The organism is Micromonospora sp. NPDC047467 (assembly GCF_040643095.1).
In the GTDB taxonomy this organism is placed as follows: Bacteria; Actinomycetota; Actinomycetes; order Mycobacteriales; family Micromonosporaceae; genus Micromonospora.
On record NZ_JBEYTO010000005.1, the window covers coordinates 337159 to 353235 of the forward strand.

Genomic DNA, 16077 nt, shown 5'->3' on the forward strand with positions numbered 1-16077 from the left:
TCCGCCTCGACGCGACCAGTCGGCCAGGGTCGACCTGAACAGAGTGGGGAGGGCCAGTGCCCGCGACGACACTGATGACCCCCGCCAGCACGTCGACCAAGCCGGACGGCGGTCCGGCCGGGCTGGTGGCCCGCGCCGACCAACGGTCCTACGTCCGGGTCCTGGTGGTGCTGGACACCGTCATCCTCACCATCGCACTGCTCGTCGGGTACATCGCCCGGTTCGGTGACGATGAGCCGAGCGGCTCGAAGATCCCGTACGTGCTGGTGGCGCCGGGGTTGGTCCTGGCCTGGCTGCTCTCGCTCAAGGCGCTCGGTTGCTACGACGACCGGGTGATCGGCTACGGGGCGGACGAGTACCGGCGGGTCAACTCGGCGAGTCTGCGACTGGCCGGTGCGATCGCCATCGCCGGATACATCGCCGACGTCGGCGTCTCCCGGGGTTTCCTCGGCATCACCTTCGCGGTGGGCACCGTCGGGCTGGAGGTGGCCCGGTTCGCTGCCCGCAAACGCCTGCACCGGGCCCGCTCCCGAGGGTTCGGCTGGTCCCGCAAGGTGCTGGTGGTCGGCGACACCGCCCACGTTCTGGAGTTGGTGCACACCCTGCGCCGGGAGCCGTACGCCGGCTATCAGGTGGTTGGCGCGTGCATCCCCGACGCGCTGCTGGCGCCGGTGGCGCAGCGGCTCGGTGACGTGCCGGTGGTGGGGTCGTTCCGGGGCATCCCGGAGGCCGCCACCGCGATCGGCGCGGACACGGTCGCCGTGACCGCCTCCGGTGAGCTGACCGCTGCCCGGCTGCGCCGGCTCGGTTGGCAGTTGGAGGGCACCGGCGTTGACCTCGTCGTGGCGCCCGCGCTGACCGACGTGGCCGGCCCTCGGATCCACACCCGCCCGGTCGCCGGGCTGCCCCTGATCCACGTCGAGGCGCCCGAGTTCCGCGGTGCGCGCAAGCTGGTCAAGGGGTTCGTCGACCGATCGGTGTCGTCGCTGGCTCTGGCGCTGCTGCTGCCGCTGATCGGGCTCATCGCGTTGGCCATCAAACTGGACAGCCGGGGCCCGGTGCTGTTCCGGCAGGTCCGGGTCGGCCGGGGCGGGAAGGAGTTCGGCGTCTTCAAGTTCCGGACCATGGTGGTGAACGCCGACGCGCTGCTCGCCGAGCTGGCCGCCCGCAACGAGACCGACGGCCTCATGTTCAAGATGCGCGACGACCCGCGGGTCACCCGGGTCGGCCGGTTGCTGCGCAAGTGGTCGCTGGACGAGCTGCCGCAGCTCGTCAACGTGCTGCTGGGCCAGATGAGCCTGGTCGGGCCGCGCCCGCCGCTGCCCTCGGAGGTGGCCCGCTACGACGGCGACGTCGCCCGCCGGCTGCTGGTCAAGCCCGGCATGACCGGGCTGTGGCAGGTCAGCGGGCGCTCCGACCTGAGCTGGGAGGACGGCATTCGGCTCGATCTCTACTACGTGGAGAACTGGTCCCTCGCCGCCGACCTCACCATCCTCTGGAAGACCTTCGGCGCGGTGCTGAACAGCCGCGGCGCGTACTGACCGGCGGTCACGCCTGCGGGCCGTACCAGTCGAGGCAGACCACCACGGCGTCGTCGATCAGATCGCCGGCCACGAAGGCGCGCAGGTCACCGAGCAGCGAGCGGACGGCGTCCAGCGGCTCCATCGGGCCGGTCCGGCGCAGGAACCGGTCGAGTGCCGTCTCGCCGTAGCGCACATCCTGCCCGGTGGCGTCCACCACCCCGTCGCTGACCACGAACAGCCGGTCGCCGCGCTCCAGCGTGAACGTCTGCTCGTGGTAGTCGGTCGCCTCGAACATGCCGAGCGGGAACTGCGCCTCCAACGGCTGCTCGGTGACCTCACCGCCGCGCAGCAGGACCAGCCGCGGTGAGCCCGCGTCCACCACGGTCATCGTCCCGGTACGGAGGTCCAGCTCCAGCAGTAGCGCGGACAGGTGCCGCTTGCCCCGGTACTCGTCGTAGAGGGCCTGGTCGGCGAGGGCTGCCTGGTCGGCCAGGCCCAGCCCGGCCCGGCGGGCGTTGCGCAGCGCGTGGGTGGCCAGTGAGGTGAGCAGGGACGCCGCGACACCCTCCCCGGTCCCGTTGACGGTGGACAGCCAGAGTCGCTGCCCGTCGTCGGACCAGTCGAAGCTGTCGCCCCGCACCGCGTACGCCGGCTCCAACTGCCCGGCCAGGCTGAACGACGGCCGGATCCGGCTGCGGCCGGGCAACAGGTCCCACTGCATCTCGGCGGCCAGGGTGAGCCGCTGGCTGCGCCGTGCGGCACGGTAGACGTCGGTGCCGGGGGACACGGCGTCCAGCTCGTGGGCGAGCGCGGTGGCGATCTCGGCGAGGTCGCCGAGGACTGTGGGGTCGTCCGGCACCGGCGTCAGGCGCAGCACGCCCCGGCGCTCGCCGCGCATGCTGACCGGCAACCACGCGGTGTCGTCGACCCGCACGGGCGACTGGTGGTCGAAGGCGCGCCAGGCGGGGTGCCCGGGACCCCGCAAGGGCTCACCCTCGGTGAGGGGAAGCAGCTCCGAGAGCCGATAGTCGACCTGGTACAGCTCAGCCTCGCTGATCCCGTACGCCTCGGCGAGCACCTGCGCGACCCCGCTCACGAGTCGGTCGGCAGGTGTCTCGTTCAGGGTACGTCGTGCCTGATTGACCGGTTCGTTCATCAGGGCTCCTTGATCAAGCTCGACCACCAGCGGGTTCGGAGTAGTCTCGGGCCACCATGGCCGAACTGCCCGGTCCACCGGACCCCGAGACGAGTATGGCTGCCGCGTTGGACGCGGCGGCGGGTGCACTGCTGAGCGTGTGGGATTCCGCCCGGGAGGCGACCGCCAACCGGTTGTCCGGAGTCCAGCTACGGGCTGTGATGGTGGTCGAGCACCACGACGGGATCAACCTGCGCCGGCTCTCCACCCGGTTGGACATGCTGCTCAGCTCCGCCAGCCGGCTCTGCGACCGGCTGGTCGCCGCCGGCATGCTGGAACGCGAGCCGGGCCGCTTCGACCGGCGTGAGATCTCCCTGCACCTCACCCCGGAGGCCCGTCGGCTCCTCGCGGAGCTGCGGGCGGACCGCCAGGCGCGACTTGCCGCCGTCCTGGCCGAGATGAGCCCGGCAGGTCGCACGGCGCTGCTGCGCGGAATTCGGGATTTCGACGAGGCCGCCCGCCGACAGCGGACGCAGAGCACGTCGACGCCGGACGACGGGGGCCAGCCGCGCGGGCGCGGAGACTGGCCGGGCGAGGGCTACTGGCCGGACGGCGCCGACGAGCCGCGCGGCCCGGGGGAGTGGCCAGGGGACCCGGATCGTCCCACCGGGCGGCCGAGGGACTGGCCGGCGGACCCCGAGCGGCCCTCCCGCACGATGCGGCAGAGCGGGCCGGCCGTCCCCGAGCGGCCGATGGGCAGCCCGCGCGAGTGGCCTACGGGCGAGCCTCCGGTGGCGCGGACCGCCTGATCCGACCCATGGTCGGCCCCGCGCCGGCGGTACGCCGCCCGCCGTACCCCGTCGATCACCCCGGTGTCGACGCGCACACCGCCAGCATGGCGATGTCGTCCTCGGCCTGCCCGCCCAGCCATTCGTCCACCAACTGGAGCAGCCTGTCGACCAGCACGGCAGGCTGCAGCCCCGCTGCCGAGGCGAGCGCGGCGCGCAGCCGGTGCTCGCCGAACAGTTCGCCGTCGAACGGACCGCCCCGCGCCTCGGTCACCCCGTCGGTGTACGCGAGCAGCAGGTCACCCGGGTCGAGGTGCACCCGGGTCTCGGCGAACCGGGCGTCGGCCAGCGCACCGACCGGCATCCCGCCGACCGGGACCGGGGTGACCGAGCCGGTGGCGGTGACCAGCAGCGGCGCCGGGTGGCCCCCGCCGCTGATCCGGATGTCCACCCCGGCCGGTCCGCGCTCCAGCGAGCCCAGCAGCAGGGTGGTGAACTGACCGCGCCGCGCCGCGTCGGGTGTGTCGAACAGGGCCTGGTTGAGGAGGTGGATCAGCTCCAGCGGTCGCCGCTCGACCAGCCGCAACGTCTGCAACGACTGGCGGACCCGGCCGGTCAGCACGGCCGCGCCGACACCCTTGCCGCACACGTCGCCGAGCGCGAACAGCGCGCCGCGCGAGTGCGGAAACACCTCGTAGAAGTCACCGCCGATGCGCAGCGTGTCCCCGGCGGCACGATAGCCCCCGGCGATGCTCACGCCGGGCACCGTCGGCAGTTCCGGTGGGAGCAGGCTGGTCTGCAACACCCGGGCGAGGTGGGCCTGCTCGCCGTACAGCTCGGCGGTGGCCAGCGCCGCCCCGGCCCGCGCGGCGAACTCGCGGGCCAGCTCGACGTCGCGCGGGTCGAATCCGGCCCGCCCGTCCCGGCGGATCAGCAGCAGGGCGCCGGCCGGGCCGCCGGCGCCGCGCATCGGGCAGACCAGCACGGCGCCGGGCCGGCCGAACTCGGGCGGCAGCACGGCGGCCAGATCGTCGGGCTCGACGTCCCGCCACAGGCTCGGCTCGGTGAGTTCGCCGTCGAGCGCCTCGGCGAGGCCGGGGACGACGGCGGTCAGCTCCGGAGCGGCACGCCCCGTGACGGGGGCAGGGCCGCCCTCGACGTACCGGGTCCAGCGGGGGTGCGGCTCGGCCGGCGCGAGCGGGCGGTGCAGCGCGACGGCGGCGTCGGCCAGGTACGGCACGGCGAGGGTCGTGGTGGTCCGCAGGGTCTGGTCCCGGTGCAGGGAGAGCCCGAGCCGGCTGCCGGCCTGGGCGAGGAACGCGGTGCGGGAGCGCTCGGCCAGCAGGGCGTCGGTGCGGGCGTGCTCCTCGGTGACGTCTCGGACGTACCAGGCGTACCGGCTGCCGGAGAGCTGCTGCCGGAAGCCGCGTAGCTGTCGGCCACGGTGCTCGGCGTCGAAGCGCTCGGCGCCGTCGGTGACCGCCCGGGCCAGTGCCGCGACCGGGCACCCGGACAACTCGGTGCCCGCGACGATCTCCGGGAGCAACTCCGCCACCATGGCGTTGACCAGGGTGACCCGGCTGGCCTCGTCGGTCGTCACGACGGCCTCGGCGAGCCCGTCGAGCAGCTCGCGAGCCAACGGCGAATCGGCCGGAAGTGGATCGCCGGTGGGCGGGCCAGCAGGTCGGCGGGACGCCTGCCCCTCGTCGCTGACCGGGCCGGCGTTGCCGCCCCTTCGGGTCGTGCTCATCGCCCGACGCCGGCCCGCGTCTGACGCCCTGTGCGCATGCTGCTCCTGCACTCCTTGCCCGCGGATCGTTGCCTGAGGGCAAGCGTACCGAGCCCCGCCGACGGGCACCCAGAGCGCGGTGTCGGTGGTCAGGCGGAGCGGGTCAGCCAGCCGGCGGGCCGACCGACGATGTGGCGGACCACCGACCCGGCCGCGCCCACCGCGGCGGCCTCCGGGCCGAGGGTCGACGGTCGGACCGTGACCGGTGACCAGGCGGCGGTGAGCACCCGGCCGGCGATCTCGGTGAGCACCGGAGGGCACAGCCAGGGCGCCAGCGGGGCGTACCCGCCGCCGAGCACCACGGTGTCCAGGTCCAGCAGGTTGACCACGCCCGCCACCGCGACACCGAGCGCGGTGCCGGCGTCCCGCAGCGCCCGCAGGGCGTCCGGGTCGCCGGCCTCGGCCAGTTCCGCCAGCCGCGCGGTGGCGGTGTCCGCCGGAAGTTCCGCCCGGGCCAGCCCGGCGGCGGCCACGATCGCCTCCTGGCCGGCGTACTGCTCCAGGCAGCCACGCCCGCCGCAGCGGCACGGTCGACCCTGCGGGTCGACCGGGAGGTGCCCGATCTCACCGCTCCAACCACGGACGCCGCGGAACAGCGCCCCGTCGAGCACGATCCCCGCACCGATGCCGACCTCACCGGAGATGTGCAGGAAGCTGGCCGGGCCGGGGGGCCGACCGTGTAACTCGCCGAGCGCCGCGAGGTTGGCCTCGTTGTCCACCACCAGCGGCGGTACGCCGGGCACCTGATCGGTCAGCGGCGGGTGGGCACCCAGCAGCTCCGGAACCGGTACGTCCTGCCAGCCGAGGTTCGGTGCGAGCCGGACCAGCCCGGCGTCGTCCACGAGGCCGGGCACGGCGAGCGCGGCGCCGGCCAGGGTGAGGCCCTGCCGGGCGGCGTCGGCGCGGGCCTGCCCGGCCAGCTCGACCAGGTGGGTGAGGGCGTCGGCGGGGGCCACCGGGCGCAGGTCGGCGCGGTGCACGGTGTGGTGCCGCACCTGGCCGGCGAGGTCGACCACGCACACCGCCAGGTAGTCGACGTTGACCTCCAGGCCCAGCCCGGCCGGCCCCTGGTCGGCCAGGACCAGCCCGCGGGCCGGGCGGCCGGCGCCGACCCGGGGCGCTGGCTCCGCCTCGCTGACGAGTTGGCCGGCGAGCAGGTCCTCGACCACCGCGGAGACGGTGGCCCGGGTCAGGCCGGTGGCAGTGGCGAGGTCGGCGCGGGACGGGGGGCGCTCGGCGGCGGCGATCCGACCGAGGACGAGGGCGAGGTTGAGCTCGCGCAGGCTGCCTTGACGGGCGGCGCCGGCCGGGGAGTGGGTGGGGCTCACCCCTTGACAGTGCCATATGGTGGGCAAATAATTCAATCGCTGAACAAATAGCGACACCGCGCACCCACCACCACCCCGGAGGTCCTCATGGCACCACGCCCCACCCCCGCCGACAAGTTCTCCTTCGGGCTCTGGACGGTGGGCTGGCAGGCCCGTGACCCGTTCGGTGACGCGACGCGCCCCGAGCTCGACCCGGTCGAGGCCGTGCACCGGCTCGCCGAGCTGGGCGCGTACGGCGTCACCTTCCACGACGACGACCTGATCCCGTTCGGCGTCGACGCCGCCACCCGGGACCAGCACATCGCCCGGTTCCGCAAGGCCCTCGACGAGACCGGCCTGGTCGTCCCGATGGTCACCACCAACCTCTTCACCCACCCGGTCTTCAAGGACGGCGGCTTCACCAGCAACGACCGCGACGTCCGCCGCTACGCGCTGCGCAAGGTGCTGCGCAATGTCGACCTGGCCGCCGAGCTGGGCGCGAGCACCTTCGTGATGTGGGGCGGTCGTGAGGGCTCCGAGTACGACGTCGCCAAGGACGTCCGCGCCGCCCTGGACCGCTACCGCGAGGCCGTCGACCTGCTCACCCAGTACGTCATCGACCGCGGCTACAACCTGCGCTTCGCGCTGGAGCCCAAGCCCAACGAGCCGCGCGGCGACATCCTGCTGCCGACGGTCGGGCACGCGCTCGCCTTCATCTCCCAGCTCGAACACCCGGAGATGGTCGGCCTCAACCCGGAGGTCGGCCACGAGCAGATGGCCGGGCTCAACTACGCCCACGGCATCGCCCAGGCGCTCTGGCAGGGCAAGCTGTTCCACCTCGACCTCAACGGTCAGCGCGGCATCAAGTACGACCAGGACCTGGTCTTCGGCCACGGCGACCTGATGAACGCGTTCGCGCTGGTGGACCTGCTGGAGAACGGCGGCCCCAACGGCGGCCCGACCTACGACGGCCCTCGGCACTTCGACTACAAGCCCTCCCGCACCGAGGACATGGACGGCGTGTGGGCGTCGGCGGCCGCCAACATGGCCACCTACCTGCTGCTCAAGGAGCGGGCCGCGGCGTTCCGCGCCGACCCCGAGGTGGTCGAGGCGCTCGCCGCCAGCAAGGTCGGCGAGCTGAGCACGCCGACGCTCAACGCGGGTGAGGGGTACGAGGACCTGCGCGCCGACCGGTCCGCGTTCGAGGAGTTCGACGTCGACGCGGTGGCCGCCCGGGGCTTCGGCTTCGTCCGGCTCAACCAGCTCGCCGTCGAGCACCTGCTCGGCGCCCGCTGAGGCCCCGCCATGCCGCTGGTCGCAGGCGTTGACTCGTCCACGCAGTCCTGCAAGGTGGTCATCCGCGACGCGGAGACCGGTGCCCTGGTCCGGCAGGGCCGGGCACCGCACCCGGACGGCACCGAGGTCGATCCGGAAGCCTGGTGGCAGGCGCTGCGCAGCGCCGCCGAGCAGGCCGGTGGGCTGGCCGACGTGGCGGCGGTCTCCGTCGCCGGCCAGCAGCACGGCATGGTCTGCCTCGACGAGGCCGGCCGGGTGGTCCGCCCGGCCCTGCTGTGGAACGACACCCGCTCCGCCGACGCCGCCGCCGACCTGATTGAGGAGGCCGGCGGCGGCGCGGTCGGGCGTCGGTTCTGGGCCGAGGCCACCGGAAGCGTGCCGGTGGCCAGCTTCACCCTCACCAAGCTGCGGTGGCTGGCCACACACGAGCCGGAGCGGGCGGCCCAGGTGGCGGCCGTCTGCCTGCCGCACGACTGGCTGACCTGGCGGTTGGCCGGGGCACCGGGGCTGGGCGCACTGCGTACCGACCGGGGCGATGCCAGCGGCACCAGCTACTGGTCGCCGGCCACCGGCGAATACCGGCTGGACCTGCTGGAGAGGGGCTTCGGCCGGCAGTTGGTGCTGCCCGAGGTGATCGGTCCGGCGGAGTCGGCGGGAAAGCTGGCAGACGAACTGGGTGGGCCGGGCGGCGCGCTGCTCGGCGCGGGCACCGGGGACAACGCCGCCGCCGCTCTCGGCGTCGGTGCCGGCCCGGGTGACGTGGTCGTCTCGATCGGCACCTCCGGCACCGTGTTCAGTGTCGCCGACGTGCCGGCCGCCGACGAGAGCGGTGCGGTGGCGGGCTTCGCCGACGCGTCCGGTCGTTTCCTGCCGCTGGTCGCCACGCTCAACGCCGCCCGGGTGCTGGACGCCGCCGCCGCGCTGCTCGGCGTCAACCTGGACCAGTTGGCCGAGTTGGCGCTCTCCGCGCCGGCCGGCGCGGACGGGCTGGTCATGGTGCCCTACCTGGAGGGTGAGCGCACGCCGAACAGGCCGCTGGCCACCGGTGCGGTGCACGGGTTGACCCTGCGCACCTCGACCCCGGCGCACCTGGCCCGCGCCGCCGTGGAGGGCATGCTCTGCGCGCTCGCCGACGGCCTCGACGCGCTGACCGCGCAGGGCGCCACGGCCCGCCGCGTCATCCTGGTCGGCGGCGGAGCGCGGTCGGCGGCGGTCCGTCGAATCGCGCCGCAGGTCTTCGGCTGCCCGGTCGTCGTCCCGCCACCCGGCGAGTACGTCGCCGACGGCGCCGCCCGCCAGGCCGCCTGGGTCGCCCTGGGCGGTCCGACGCCGCCCACCTGGGCGGTCGAGGGCACCGAGGAGTACGCCGCCGAGCCCGTCCCGGCAGTCCGTGACCAGTACGCCGCCGCCCGAGGGCTGGTCCTGGACCGCCGCTGACCAACCGGTGTGGGTGACCGACGACTGCCACCCACGTGACGACGCCCTCAGCGGAGTCTGGTTGGCTGCCGGTCATGACCGTGACCAGTGGCGGGCCGGACCCGGGCCGGGGGCAGCTCGGCCAGCGCCCGCACGGCCGGGGCGGTGGCCGGGCGCACCGGTTGTACAGCGTCGTGGTGTTCGTGCTGCTCGCCTCGCTGGACAACGTGGCGATCGGGCTGGTCCCGCCGCTGTACGGCCCGATCGCCGACACGTTCGACGTGTCGGGGCGACTACTGGGCCTGGTCACGGCGGCCAGCTTCCTGGTCAGCGCGGTGGCGGCGGTCGGTTGGGCGTACGTCGGCGACCGGACCAACCGCAAGCCGCTGCTGATGGTGGGCACGCTGCTCTGGGCGGCGGGCACCGGCGGCACTGCCCTCGCCGGCGGTTACCTGACGTTCCTGGCCGCCCAACTGGTCGCGGCGATCGGTCTCGGCGCGGTCGGTTCGGTGGGCTTCTCCGTCGTCACCGACCTGATCTCGCCGACGCGACGCGGGCTGGTGATGAGCTTCTGGGGGCTGTCCCAGGGGATCGGCACGCTGGCCGGGACGCTGGTCGGCGGGCTGCTCGGGGCGACCGACTGGCGGCGGCCGTTCTGGGTGCTGACCGGTGTGGGCCTGGTCGCCACGATGGCCTACCTGTTCACCTACGACATCCGGCGCGGCCAGAGTGAGCCGGAGTTGGCCGACAGGCTGGACGCCGGCGCCGACTACGACTATCGGATCAGCCGGGCCGACCTGCCACGGATCCTGGCCCGACGGACCAACCGGTGGCTGATCCTGCAGGGGCTCACCGCGCAGGCCGCCTTCGGCTCACTGGTCTGGCTGCCGGTGCTCTTCGCCGAACGGGCCGAAGCCCAGGGCTATTCGGCGTCGACGGCGGTGGTGGTGGGCAGCGTCTTCGCCACGCTGTTCCAGCTCGGCGGGGTGCTCTCCATCGTCGGCGGGCTGATCGGCGACGCGCTGCAACGGCGTACCCCGAGGGGTCGGGCCCTGGTCGCAGCGGTCGGCATCCTCGCCGCGGTGCCGTTCTACCTGGTGCTGTTCTTCGTGCCGGTGACCATCGACGTGCCGGACGGCGCCAGCGGCGGCGCGGTGATCGGCGCGGTGCTGTCCAGTGTGTTCACCGAACCGTCGGTCGGGCTGAGCCTGCTCACCGCGGTGGTGGCGCTCGCGTTGACCTCGGCCAACTCGCCGAACTGGTTCGCGTTGATCGCCGACGTCAACCCGCCGGAGCACCGGGGCACCGTCTACAGCCTCGGCAACCTGGTCAACGGTGTCGGCCGGGCGGCCGGCAACGGGCTGGTCGGCGTGGCGTTCCAGGGACTGCGCGCCGCGTTCCCGCCACCGTTGAACTTCGCCGTCGGGCTGGCCGCGTTCCAGCTCTTCTTCATCCCCACCGGCATCATGTACTGGCTCGCCTCACGGACCTCGCCGGCGGACATCGACAACGTGCACGACCTCCTGCACGCCCGCGCCGACCGCCTCTGACCCACCGCGCCCCGCCCCGCGCCCCGCCGCCCGCGCCCCGCGATCCCCTGCCGCCCCGCCCGCCGCCGCGCGTCCCCGCCGCGCGCCGTCCCCGCCGGGTTGAGGCCACTGCATCAAGGAAATAGTGGCCTCTCACCGAGGTGAGGCCACTACATCCTTGATCTGGCGCGATCTTGGTCGGTCCGCATGGCGGGGAACTCCCTGGGAGGGCTTCCGGGGCGCGGCGAGGCGGGGCTGATTCGTTTGCGGCATCAGCTCTATAGGGAGCCGGCCCACCCCCGCCGCCCCGGTCAGGAGCATGAGTCGGCGGGGATGGGCCGGCGGAGATGGGCCGATCGGGTGAGGTCAGGCGCGCAGCCAGACCGTCACGTCGGTCGGGACCGCGCCGTCGTCGTCCAGCGGTGCGCTGGCCGCGATCACCTCGGCGCCGGCCGGCACCGGCACCGGGGCGTCACCGAAGTTGGTCAGCACGGTCAGCCCAGCGTTGCGGAAGGCCAGCACCTCGTCGTTCGAGGACAACCACTCCAGGGTGCCGCGACCGAGACCGTGGTCGCGGCGCAGCCGCAGCGCCGTGCGGTACAGCTCGTACGTCGAGCCGGGCACGTCACGCTGCCGGTCCAGCGCGTACTCCGCCCAGGACGCGGGTTGCGGCAGCCAACTGGCGTCGGTCGGCCCGAAGCCGTACGACGGTGCGTCGGCCTCCCACGGGATCGGCACCCGGCAGCCGTCCCGGCCCCGCTGGGTCTGCCCGCTGCGCGCCCAGGTCGGGTCCTGCCGGGCCTCGTCGGGCATCGTGGTGTGCTCGGGCAGGCCCAGTTCCTCGCCCTGGTAGAGGTACGCAGAGCCGGGCAGGGCGAGCATCAGCAGGGTGGCCGCCCGGGCCCGGCGCAGGCCGAGCGCGGCGTCCGGCTGTGGGTCGTCGGCTCCGATGCCGTTGGGCCGGCCGCCGCCGATTGGCAAACCGAGCCGGGACGCGTGCCGCACCACGTCGTGGTTGGACAGCACCCAGGTGGTCGGCGCGCCGACCGAATCGGTCGCCTCCAGAGATCGGGTGATCACCGCGTACTGGGCCGGCGCGGACCAGGCGGCGAGCAGGTACTCGAAGTTGAACGCCTGGTGCATCTCGTCCGGGCGGACGTAGCGGGCCAGCCGCTCGGCCGGCTCCACCCACGCCTCGGCGACCAGCACGCGCTCGCCGGGGTAGCCGTCCAGGACCTGCCGCCACTGCCGGTAGATCTCGTGTACGCCCTCCTGGTCCCACATCGGCGGGCGGGGCTTGTCCACCTCCTGGCCGGAGAGGATCTCCTGCGGGTCCTGCCAGTCGGCCAGGTCTGCCTGCTTGACCAGGCCGTGTGCCACGTCGACGCGGAAGCCGTCCACCCCGCGGTCCAGCCAGAACCGCAGCACGTCCAGGAATTCCGCGTGCACCTCCGGGTTGTCCCAGTTGAGGTCCGGCTGGCCGGTGTCGAACAGGTGCAGGTACCACTGGCCGGGCTGGCCGTCCGGGTCGGTGGTCCGCGTCCAGGCGGGGCCGCCGAAGACGCTCTGCCAGTCGTTCGGCGGCTGGTCGCCGGCCGGGCCGAGACCGTCCCGGAAGATGTATCGGGCCCGCTCCGGGCTGCCCGGCGCGGCGGTCAGCGCGGCCTGGAACCAGCGGTGCGCCGAGGAGGTGTGGTTCGGCACCAGGTCGACGATCACCCGCAGGCTGCGGGAGCGGGCCTCGGAGATCAGCTTGTCCGCGTCGGCGAGGGTGCCGAACAGCGGGTCGACGTCCCGGTAGTCGGCCACGTCGTAGCCCGCGTCGGCCTGTGGCGACGGGTAGAACGGGGAGAGCCACACCGCGTCCACGCCCAGCTCGACCAGGTGGTCGAGGCGGGCGGTGATGCCCGGCAGGTCGCCGATCCCGTCGCCGTCGGAGTCGGCGAACGAGCGAGGGTAGATCTGGTAGATGGCGGCCTCGGTCCACCAGCCGGTGATCGGGCCGGCGGAGGAGGTCTGCTGCGTCGGGTCGGTGTTCAGGGTGGTCTCCCGTGTCGAGCTGTGGGTGGACTGCCGGGCGGTGCTGTTGCCGGCCGCGTCGCCGCCAGCCGCCGACCGGTGGCGGGTGGTTGAGGTTTCAGTGTGCCCGTGGTGGTGCGGTTGACTCGCGGACCACCAGCCGAGTGGGCAGGATCACCGACGTGTCGGGGCCGGTACCCCGTTGGCCGACGATCGGGTCAAGATTGCCAGCCCCGAGCGGGTCCAGCAGCATGCGGGCGGCGAGCCGGCCCTGCTCCGCGGCGGGCTGGGCGATGGTGCTGAGCCCCAGCAGACCGGCGAGGTCGTGGTCGTCGATGCCGATCACGCTGACGTCCTGGGGTACGCGCAGCCCGGCGTCGCGCAGCGCGGTCATCGCGCCCATCGCCATCTCGTCGCAGGCCGCGACGATAGCGGTCGGAGGTTCACCGCGGGCCAGCAGTTCGGCGGTGGCCCGGTTGCCGCCGTCGATGGTGAACGACGACTCGACGTCCAGGCTCGGGTCGGGTCGCAGGCCGGCGGCCCGCAACTCGGCCTGGTAGCCCCGGCGTCGGTCGAGGTGGGTGGTGAACGCCAACTCGTCCTCCGGGTCACCGGAGATGTGGGCGATCCGGTGGTGGCCCAGGTCGAGCAGGTGGCGGGTCGCCGTCCGCGCGGCGGCCACATCGTCGATGCGTACGCACGGCCAGTTGGGCACCCTGCTGCCGGAGCTGATGGTCACCCCCGGCAGGTCCAGGGCGGCCAGCGCGGTCAGGTCGGCCGGTCGCAGCGGGGTGGCGACAAGCATCATGGCGTCGACCCGCTTGTGCAGGTTCGCGGTACGCAGCACCCGCTGGCGGATCTGCTTCCGGCCGCCGAGGTTGTAGAGCAGCAGGTCGTAGCCGGACTGGTGGAGGTGTTCCTCGACCGCCTCGACGACGGTGCTGAAGAACCAGCGGGTGATCCGGGGGACGACGACCGCGACGGTGCCGGTGCGGCCTCCGGCCAGCCGGGACGCGCTCGGCGAGACCGCGTAGTCGAGCTGCTCGGCGGCGGCGAGCACGCGGCGTCGGGTGGCGGCGGAGACTGTCGGCAGCCCGCGTAGGGCCCGTGAGACGGTGGCCGTGGAGACCCCGGCCAACCGGGCGACATCATCTATCTTCGTCACGGTTCCCTCGCTTCGTACCCGGCGCCCGCCGCCGCCCGAGGGGCCAGGCGGCGGCGGGCAAGCGGGTCAGCCCTTGACGCTGCCGGCGAGCAGACCTCGCACGAAGAAGCGCTGCAGGGACAGGAACACGACGAGCGGAACGATGATCGATACGAACGCGCCGGCGGTCAGCCGTTGCCACTCGTTGCCGCGGGTGCCAGCCATCTCGGCCAGCCTCACCGTGAGCGGGGCGGTCTCGTTGCCGCCACCGGCGAAGATCAGCGCGACCAGCAGGTCGTTCCAGACCCAGAGGAACTGGAAGATGCCGAACGCGGCCAGCGCCGGGGTGATCAGCGGCAGCACGATGGTGCGGAAGATCTTCGGGTGGGTGGCCCCGTCGACCCGGGCCGCCTCCATCAGGTCGCCCGGCAGTTGCGAAATGAAGTTGTGCAGCAGGAAGACGGCGAACGGAAGCGCGAAGCAGGTGTGCGCGAACCACACCTGGGCGAACTTCTGCTCGTCAACCAGGTCCCAGGCCGGCATCAGGGTGACACCGCCGAGGGAGACGCCGGTGGAGAAGAACCTCAGCAGCGGCACCAGGGCCATCTGCAGCGGGACGATCTGCAACGCGAAGATCGCGATGTAGAGCCAGTCCCGGCCCCTGAAGTTCATCCAGGCCAGCGCGTACGCGGCCAGGGCCGCGAAGGCGAGCGGGAAGAGCACCGACGGGATGGTGATCGCCAGCGAGTTGATGAAGTAGCTGGCGAGCTGCCCGGATGACGACGACCGCCCGAACAGGACCTGCTGGTAGTTCTCCAGCGTGAACTGCGGGTTGGTGAAGGCCGTCCACCAACCGGTGGTCTTGATCTCGTCCTCCGGCCGGAGGGATGAGATGAACAGGCCGAAGGTCGGGATGGTCCAGACCACCGCGATGACAATGGAGACCAGGGTCGCCGTACGGCTGTTGAGTCGTCGACGGACCCGCCCGGCGGCGGTCTTCGGCGTGTCGGTCTTCTGTGTGCCGGCGGCGACGGTCGGCGTTGCGGTGGTCATCTCAGCCCTCCCGCTGCTGACGGAGGTTGCGGATCTGGTAGATCACGACCGGGATGACCAGGATGAAGAGGAAGACCGCGAGCGCGGAGCCCTGCCCGTTCTGGCCGTACCGGAACGCCTGGTTGTACATCTCGCTGGCGATCACGCTGGTGTCGTAGTTGCCGTTGGTCGCGGTCCGGACGATGTCGAAGACCTTGAGCGTGGCGATCGTGAGGGTCACCGCCACGACGATCAGCGCCGGCCGGATGCCCGGCATGGTGATCTGCCAGAACATCTGCCATGGGCTGACGCCGTCGAGTCGGGCGGCCTCCACGATGTCACCGGGGATCGCCTTGATCGCGGCGGAGAGCACCACCATGGCGAAACCGGCCTGGATCCAGACCATGATGACGATCAGCAGCAGCGTGTTCAGTGGTGATTCGAGCAGCCACTGCCTCGGCTCGCCGCCGAGGCTGACCACGATCTGGTTGAGCAGACCGATCTGGTCGCCCTCGCCGCGGTAGGCGTAGACGAACTTCCAGATGATGCTGGCGCCGACGAACGAGATCGCCATCGGCAGGAAGATCAGCGACTTGGCCACGGCCTCGAACCGGGCCTTGTCCACCAGGACGGCGTAGATCAGGCCGAACGCGGTCGCCACCAGCGGGACCAGGACCACCCAGACCAGGGTGTTGATCAGGACCCGGACGATCGAGTTGTCGGAGAACATCCAGCCGTAGTTGCGCAACCCCACCCAGTTGGTGCTGCTCCCGTCCATCAGGGAGAGCATCATGGTGCGGATGGCCGGCACGACCAGGCCGATGGTGAGCAGCAGCAGCGTCGGCAGCAGGAAGAAGAACGCGAAGAGTCCTTCCCGCCGCTTGGGGCGGCGGGGGAGTGGGCCCCCACTCGTCGAGGCCGCCACGAGCTGCGCCTCCCGCCGCCGGGCGAACCAGGCCGGTACGACGTCGAGCAGCAGGAGCAGACCGCCCACCACCACCACGAAGGCGACCAGCCCGTACATCAGCATGAGGAGCTTCGGCTGCTCATCGGCGAAGTCGAACTCCATCAACCCTCCCTCAAGGTCCGCTCGGCCGGT

General features: G+C 72.7%; 12 protein-coding genes. 5 read left to right on the forward strand and 7 right to left on the reverse strand.

Annotated features, from left to right (window positions below; all coding sequences use genetic code 11):
• The first annotated feature begins 74 nt into the window (after positions 1-74).
• On the forward strand, positions 75-1541 hold the full coding sequence (locus ABZ780_RS16955) for a sugar transferase (RefSeq protein ID WP_357008234.1): 1467 nt from the start codon (positions 75-77) through the stop codon (positions 1539-1541).
• 7 nt (positions 1542-1548) lie between these two features.
• On the opposite strand, the gene ABZ780_RS16960 is transcribed toward ABZ780_RS16955, so the two are convergent.
• Entirely contained in the window at positions 1549-2679 is a 1131-nt protein-coding gene (locus ABZ780_RS16960; protein ID WP_357486561.1) for a PP2C family protein-serine/threonine phosphatase, read from the reverse strand.
• A 56-nt stretch (positions 2680-2735) separates the two neighbouring features.
• Between ABZ780_RS16960 and ABZ780_RS16965 the strand changes: the two genes are divergently transcribed.
• Positions 2736-3467 carry a MarR family winged helix-turn-helix transcriptional regulator gene (locus ABZ780_RS16965; RefSeq protein WP_357007881.1) on the forward strand — a complete coding sequence of 244 codons (732 nt, stop codon included), beginning with the start codon at positions 2736-2738 and terminating at the stop codon, positions 3465-3467.
• Positions 3468-3522: 55 nt separating this feature from the next.
• On the opposite strand, the gene ABZ780_RS16970 is transcribed toward ABZ780_RS16965, so the two are convergent.
• Positions 3523-5196 (reverse strand): PP2C family protein-serine/threonine phosphatase, encoded by a 1674-nt coding sequence (locus ABZ780_RS16970; protein ID WP_357486563.1) that lies wholly within the window; start codon positions 5194-5196, stop codon positions 3523-3525.
• A 128-nt stretch (positions 5197-5324) separates the two neighbouring features.
• Positions 5325-6563 (reverse strand): ROK family transcriptional regulator, encoded by a 1239-nt coding sequence (locus tag ABZ780_RS16975; protein WP_357486565.1) that lies wholly within the window; start codon positions 6561-6563, stop codon positions 5325-5327.
• A gap of 87 nt (positions 6564-6650) precedes the next feature.
• On the opposite strand from ABZ780_RS16975, the gene xylA reads away from it, so the two are divergent.
• The 3 genes from xylA to ABZ780_RS16990 all read left to right on the forward strand — a co-directional run bounded on the left by xylA (position 6651) and on the right by ABZ780_RS16990 (position 10804).
• A complete protein-coding gene (gene xylA, locus ABZ780_RS16980; RefSeq protein WP_357007890.1) occupies positions 6651-7838 on the forward strand; it encodes a xylose isomerase in 1188 nt (395 codons plus the stop codon).
• A 9-nt stretch (positions 7839-7847) separates the two neighbouring features.
• Entirely contained in the window at positions 7848-9275 is a 1428-nt protein-coding gene (xylB, locus tag ABZ780_RS16985) for a xylulokinase (protein ID WP_357007893.1), read from the forward strand.
• Between the two features lie 74 nt (positions 9276-9349).
• Positions 9350-10804: an MFS transporter gene (locus ABZ780_RS16990; protein ID WP_357007896.1), complete on the forward strand. Its 1455-nt coding sequence runs from the start codon at positions 9350-9352 to the stop codon at positions 10802-10804.
• 345 nt (positions 10805-11149) lie between these two features.
• On the opposite strand, the gene ABZ780_RS16995 is transcribed toward ABZ780_RS16990, so the two are convergent.
• The 4 genes from ABZ780_RS16995 to ABZ780_RS17010 form a co-directional block, all read right to left on the reverse strand.
• Positions 11150-12823 (reverse strand): glycoside hydrolase family 13 protein, encoded by a 1674-nt coding sequence (locus tag ABZ780_RS16995; RefSeq protein WP_357486646.1) that lies wholly within the window; start codon positions 12821-12823, stop codon positions 11150-11152.
• A gap of 97 nt (positions 12824-12920) precedes the next feature.
• Positions 12921-13967, reverse strand: coding sequence for a LacI family DNA-binding transcriptional regulator (locus tag ABZ780_RS17000; protein ID WP_357486567.1), 1047 nt, complete (start codon positions 13965-13967; stop codon positions 12921-12923).
• 66 nt (positions 13968-14033) lie between these two features.
• Positions 14034-14999 (reverse strand): carbohydrate ABC transporter permease, encoded by a 966-nt coding sequence (locus tag ABZ780_RS17005; RefSeq protein WP_357007903.1) that lies wholly within the window; start codon positions 14997-14999, stop codon positions 14034-14036.
• 1 nt (position 15000) lies between these two features.
• Positions 15001-16047: a sugar ABC transporter permease gene (locus ABZ780_RS17010; protein WP_357007906.1), complete on the reverse strand. Its 1047-nt coding sequence runs from the start codon at positions 16045-16047 to the stop codon at positions 15001-15003.
• Positions 16048-16077 lie beyond the last annotated feature (30 nt).